At 64.0% G+C, this 4,991-nt stretch carries 6 protein-coding genes; 4 read left to right on the top strand and 2 right to left on the bottom strand.

The features are described 5' to 3' along the window. The first annotated feature begins 409 nt into the window (after positions 1-409). From WAW17_RS02410 to WAW17_RS02400, 3 genes are read left to right on the top strand one after another with little or no spacing between them, the layout of a single operon-like run. Positions 410-2,551, top strand: a complete 2,142-nt coding sequence (locus WAW17_RS02410; RefSeq protein ID WP_422331427.1) for a catalase — start codon at positions 410-412, stop codon at positions 2,549-2,551. After that, positions 2,548-2,694: a hypothetical protein gene (locus WAW17_RS02405; protein WP_422331426.1), complete on the top strand. Its 147-nt coding sequence runs from the start codon at positions 2,548-2,550 to the stop codon at positions 2,692-2,694. The genes WAW17_RS02410 and WAW17_RS02405 overlap by 4 nt, the downstream gene beginning before the upstream one ends. A 17-nt stretch (positions 2,695-2,711) precedes the next feature. Then, entirely contained in the window at positions 2,712-3,005 is a 294-nt protein-coding gene (locus tag WAW17_RS02400; protein ID WP_422331425.1) for a hypothetical protein, read from the top strand. A gap of 71 nt (positions 3,006-3,076) precedes the next feature. Here WAW17_RS02400 and WAW17_RS02395 read toward each other — a convergent pair whose 3' ends face one another. Continuing rightward, positions 3,077-3,541, bottom strand: a complete 465-nt coding sequence (locus tag WAW17_RS02395) for a CinA family protein (protein WP_422331424.1) — start codon at positions 3,539-3,541, stop codon at positions 3,077-3,079. 134 nt (positions 3,542-3,675) lie between these two features. Here WAW17_RS02395 and WAW17_RS02390 point away from each other — a divergent pair, with 134 nt between their 5' ends. Further along, the gene (locus WAW17_RS02390) at positions 3,676-4,335 is read left to right on the top strand and encodes a HemK2/MTQ2 family protein methyltransferase (protein ID WP_422331423.1); all 660 of its coding nucleotides are present in this window, start codon (positions 3,676-3,678) and stop codon (positions 4,333-4,335) included. A gap of 18 nt (positions 4,336-4,353) precedes the next feature. Here WAW17_RS02390 and WAW17_RS02385 read toward each other — a convergent pair whose 3' ends face one another. Next, the gene (locus tag WAW17_RS02385; RefSeq protein ID WP_422331422.1) at positions 4,354-4,896 is read right to left on the bottom strand and encodes a hypothetical protein; all 543 of its coding nucleotides are present in this window, start codon (positions 4,894-4,896) and stop codon (positions 4,354-4,356) included. Between the last annotated feature and the right edge of the window lie 95 nt (positions 4,897-4,991).

Below are 4,991 nucleotides of genomic sequence, written 5' to 3'. Positions count from 1 at the left end.
TAGCCGGACCCCGTGTTGACGACGTTCGCCGGACGCTGGGTAGCAACAGCCATTGCTACGAGCGCGTCTGCGTAGTGATCGGAGTATTCCTGGGTGCGGGGCACTCCACCCTCATCTCTTCGTAGGCCACGGCGTCCGTTGCCGCGGCACGAGCGAAACCAGAGCCGAAGGTTCTGGACGGTCAACGCTGACATTACGGCACTATCACATAGCTGCACCCACGAAGGTATGCGTCGAAACGTTCGAACCAGGCCGAGGCAGACACCATGCTACTCGCGGGTAGTCCGATTCACCGCCTCGAGAATCTGTCCCGCAGGATGGGAATATCCTGCGTAGGAAGTCCCCGATCGGGGCAGTCGAGTCCAGACAACATCGGTTGACATTCGACAGCGCACGGAAAGTGGTGTCCATGGCTCGCAAAATTGCCCCAGCCCCCGGCTCACCAGCTGGATTCGAACCCGAATCGGAAGAACCCGGCACACCGTCGGACATGCCGCCCGCCAAGCCTGACCAACAGGGTCCGGCGACCGTGTCACCCACCGGCAAGGAAACCTCGGCCGCCCCGGAAGACCGGGGGGCGCACGGGAAGTTCCTGACGACGGCCCAGGGCGCCCGACTCGTCGATTCCGATCATTCCCTCAAAGCGGGGAAACGCGGTCCCACGCTGCTGCAGGATCATCATCTCCGGGAGAAGATCACCCATTTCGATCATGAGCGGATCCCCGAGCGCGTGGTACACGCCCGCGGGTCTGCCGCTCACGGGGTGTTCAAGGCCAATGGGGCGGCAGAGAACCTCACCGCCGCCGGATTCCTGCGAAAAGGTATCGAGACTCCCGTCTTCGTGCGCTTCTCCACCGTGCTCGGCTCCCGCGGATCAGCCGACACCGTGCGCGACACCCGCGGATTCGCCACCAAGTTCTACACGGACGAGGGCACCTTCGACCTCGTCGGCAACAACATTCCGGTGTTCTTCATCCAGGACGCCATCAAGTTTCCCGACGTCGTCCACGCGGCCAAACCTCATCCCGATCGGGAGATCCCGCAGGCACAGAGTGCACACGACACCTTCTGGGACTTCGTGACCCTCCACACCGAGGCAACCGCCCACACGCTGTGGAACATGTCCGATCGAGGCATCCCCCGCTCGTACCGAACGATGGAGGGCTTCGGTGTCCACACCTTCCGCCTCGTCGACGACGCCGGTGAGACCACGCTGGTGAAGTTCCACTGGAAGCCACGTCTCGGTGTGCATTCGCTCTTGTGGGAAGAGGCGCAGCTGCTCGCCGGTGTCGATCCCGACTTCCATCGTCGCGATCTCGCGGACGCCATCGAGGCCGGTGCCTTCCCTGAATGGGACCTGGGAATTCAGGCGTTCCCCGATACCCCCGATCACATGTTCGACGGAATCGACCTCCTCGATCCGACGAAGATCGTGCCCGAAGAGCTTGCACCCGTGCAGCCCATAGGGACGATGACTCTCAATGCCAATCCCACCAACTTCTTCGCCGAGACGGAGCAGGTTGCCTTCCACGTGGGCCACCTTGTACGCGGTATCGACGTCACCGACGATCCGCTGCTCCAGGGTCGCCTGTTCTCCTACCTCGACACCCAGCTCAGCCGGCTGGGCGGCCCCAACTTCGGTCAGCTCCCCATCAATCGGCCCCATGCACCCGTCAACGACATGCTTCGTGACGGGATGCACCAGACCGGTGTTCACCAGGGCGCCGCCCCCTACAAGCCCAACAGCCTGGGCGGCGGTTGTCCCTTCTTCGCCGGAGCGGAGGATGCGCCGTTCATCGATGTGCCGGTTGCGGTGACGGGACCGCCGGTGAAGCAACGCACGGCGGCCGAATCGTTCGACGACCATTACTCGCAGGCCAGGATGTTCTACGCGAGCCTGACCGCGGTCGAGAAGACGCACGTCGCGGACGCGTACACCTTCGAACTCGGCAAGTGCTTCGAACGGGTGATCAAGGAACGCGCTCTGGCGGTGCTGGCCAATATCGATCCGCAGTTGTGCGCCACCGTCGCCGAGGGACTCGGACTCGACGCTCCGAAGGCCACGGTGCCGTTCGATACCGAGCCTTCCCCCAGCCCTGCCCTGTCACAGGTGGGTTCCACCTGGCCCGTCGACGGGCGCATGGTGGGCATCGTCGCGGACGATGACACCGACCCGGGAGAACTGCGCAAGGCCGTGACCGCCATCGACAAAGCGGGGATGACGCCGCTGGTGATCGCCTCGCACGGCGGCACCCTCGGAGCCACCGGCAAGACGATTCCGATCTCACGCACGTTCGCGACGGCACGGTCCGTCGAGTTCGACGCGCTGCTGCTGGCTGCCGCCCCGCTCCATCCGCAGTTACGCATCCTCGTCGACGAGGCCTTCCGCCATAACAAGGCCATCGGTGTATGGGGAGCGGGCACCGATGCGCTCACGGCCGCAGCGGTGGACCCGGCCGCGGCAGGAGTCGTGGTCGCCGAGGAATCGGAAGGTGCCGTTGCCGGAGTTACCGAACTCCTGCAGGCACACCGTGTGTGGGAGCGCTCATGACGAACGCGTCGGATGCCGACGACAGCGACGACGAGCCCAGGGGCGGGCGGCCCGGTCCCGCCGACCACGGGCACCACGGCGGGATGGCCACACGCGAAAACGTACCCGAACTCGCTGAGGACGACGAGAACGACCATGATTGACACCGGCAGGAGCTGACATGACAAACAATGAAGATCAGTATTCGCAGGACGCAGATCGCACCATGCGCAGTCATGCCGGCGAAGCAATCAGCGACAATCGAAACTGGCCTGGTTACATCCTCATCGGCACAGGCATCGTAGTGCTCGGGTTGGCCTTGGTCGCTGCCGGTTACGGTTTCGAGGGTTGGGCCGTGATCGCCGGTGCGGTCTGTGTCCTCGGCTTCATTGTCGGTGTCGTCCTCGTTCTCCTCGAACGCAGACGCGTGAAGAAACTCGAGGGCAAAGAACTGACGGATCAAGGTGGGCAGTGAGCAAGGTGGGCATTGAGAGGGGCGCCCGGAACCGATTGCGGTTCCGGGGGCCCGTTCCACCTCTGTGGCCGCTATCGGCCGAGCGACTCGACCAGCAAGTCGAGGGCGTGCGCGGTGGTGGCTTCGACCACCTCGCCCGGATCACCGTCGAACTGCTTCAGCTCGGTGCGGATGTGGCCATGATCGTAGATTCCGAACCACACCGTGCCGGGTTCCTGCCCATCCTGCGAATCGGGACCTCCAGCGCCGGTGACCGCCACCGCGAGGTCCGCGTCCAGCAGTTCCGCCACCGAACCGACCATTGCGCGCGCACTGGGCTCGCTCACGACCGGCCCCTCCGGCACCTTCAACAACCCGTGTTTCACGTCACTGGAGTATGCGACGATGCTGCCTCGGTACCAGTCGGACGAGGACGGAGCCGCGCCGAGAACGGTCGAGATCTTGCCACCGGTCAACGATTCCGCTGTGGCGATGGTGACATCCCGATCCTGCGCGGCAGCGGAAATGCGTTCCGCGACTTCATCATAGGTGCTCATTCATCAACCCCCGAAAACGTCGGCAACGAACCGCAGGGCTATTTTCCCGCGGCGGCAATTGGTTTCAACCACAATAACGTCCAAGCCCTGCGCACTGTGGCCTGGTGTCCGAACAACGACGTGAGGAGTCTGCGATGCTGATCCGTTTGCCGGGGGTGTACCCCCCGCAGGAAGACACGTGGCTGCTCGCCGACATCGTTGCCCAGCAGGATCTCCGAGCACACAGCCGGGTGCTCGACATCTGCACCGGGACGGGTGCACTCGCGGTGCGGGCAGCCCAGACCGGAGCCGGCCACGTCACCGCCCTTGACATTTCCCGGCGCGCGTTCACCACCGCCTGGCTCAACTCCCGGATTCGGGGACATCGCATACGGGTTCTGCGAGGCGATTTGGTGAACCCGGTCCGCGACGAACGCTTCGATCTGGTCATCTCGAACCCGCCGTATGTGCCCGCCCACAACGACGCGTTGCCCGCGACCGGTATCGCGCGTGCATGGGATGCCGGTAAAGACGGACGGGCCCTGCTCGACCGGATTTGCAGGCAAGCACCCGAGGTGCTCGATCAGGGGGGAACCCTGTTGCTGGCGCAGTCCGCGCTCAGTGGGGTGGAGAAAACCCAGACCATGCTCGAGGAGCAGGGGTTGGAAGTCGATGTGATGTGCCGCCAGGAAATACCGTTCGGTCCGGTCATGACCGCACGCCGGGCGATGCTCGAGAACCGTGGGCTGATCGATGCCGGACAGCGCAGCGAGGAACTCGTCGTCATCCGGGCCGTCAATCACTCTTTCGGCTAGACGGAACTCCCTTTGCTTTTACAACTCCCGGCCTTTCACATTCCGGCCTTTCACATTCCGGCCTTTCACATTCCGTTCCGTCCCTACTTCCCTGCCCTCCCTACTCCCCCGGTAGGCACCGACCCGTACTCCGGCCAGCCATTCCGGAAGCAGCCGGACGCGGCGGGGTCGATGCAGAACCGGGTCGAAGCTGGGTTGTTCGTGGTCGTCACCCTCCAGGATCCGCGACAGAGTGACACGCCCGGCGGGCACAGCCGGCCCGGACAGAGGTTTCAGGTGCAGTGCGAACTCCAACGGCGCCTTCGAGACCGCATTCCTCAACGCGTCCAGCGAGGTGCCGGAGGGTTGCCGTCCGAGCGGCTCGGCGAGCAACCATCTGATATCCCTGCCGTCCGACGAGTAGGGCATGAGGCTGCTGTACCGGGCCGTGTTCCAACCCTTGGCGGGCAGCGGAAGAACCCTGGTGACCGCCGAGGTACCGGACGTGGCGAGCAAGATGTCCCAGTCTCCATCGTCCGGGTCCTGAATCTCCGGACACCGGATCTTCAGGGCTAGACCCAATACCGTTCAGTTAGCCGGTGAGAATCGTGCATTCCGGAGGGCGTGTGGGTTGCGGATGATGTTGGTGGTGTGAGCGTTTCGCTGCCCATTTGAGG

The sequence above is a fragment of the Rhodococcus sp. (in: high G+C Gram-positive bacteria) genome (genome assembly GCF_049286785.1).
GTDB lineage: Bacteria > Actinomycetota > Actinomycetes > Mycobacteriales > Mycobacteriaceae > Rhodococcus_F.
Note: the sequence above shows the minus strand (reverse complement) of the source record. Positions and strands in the feature narration are given on the sequence as shown.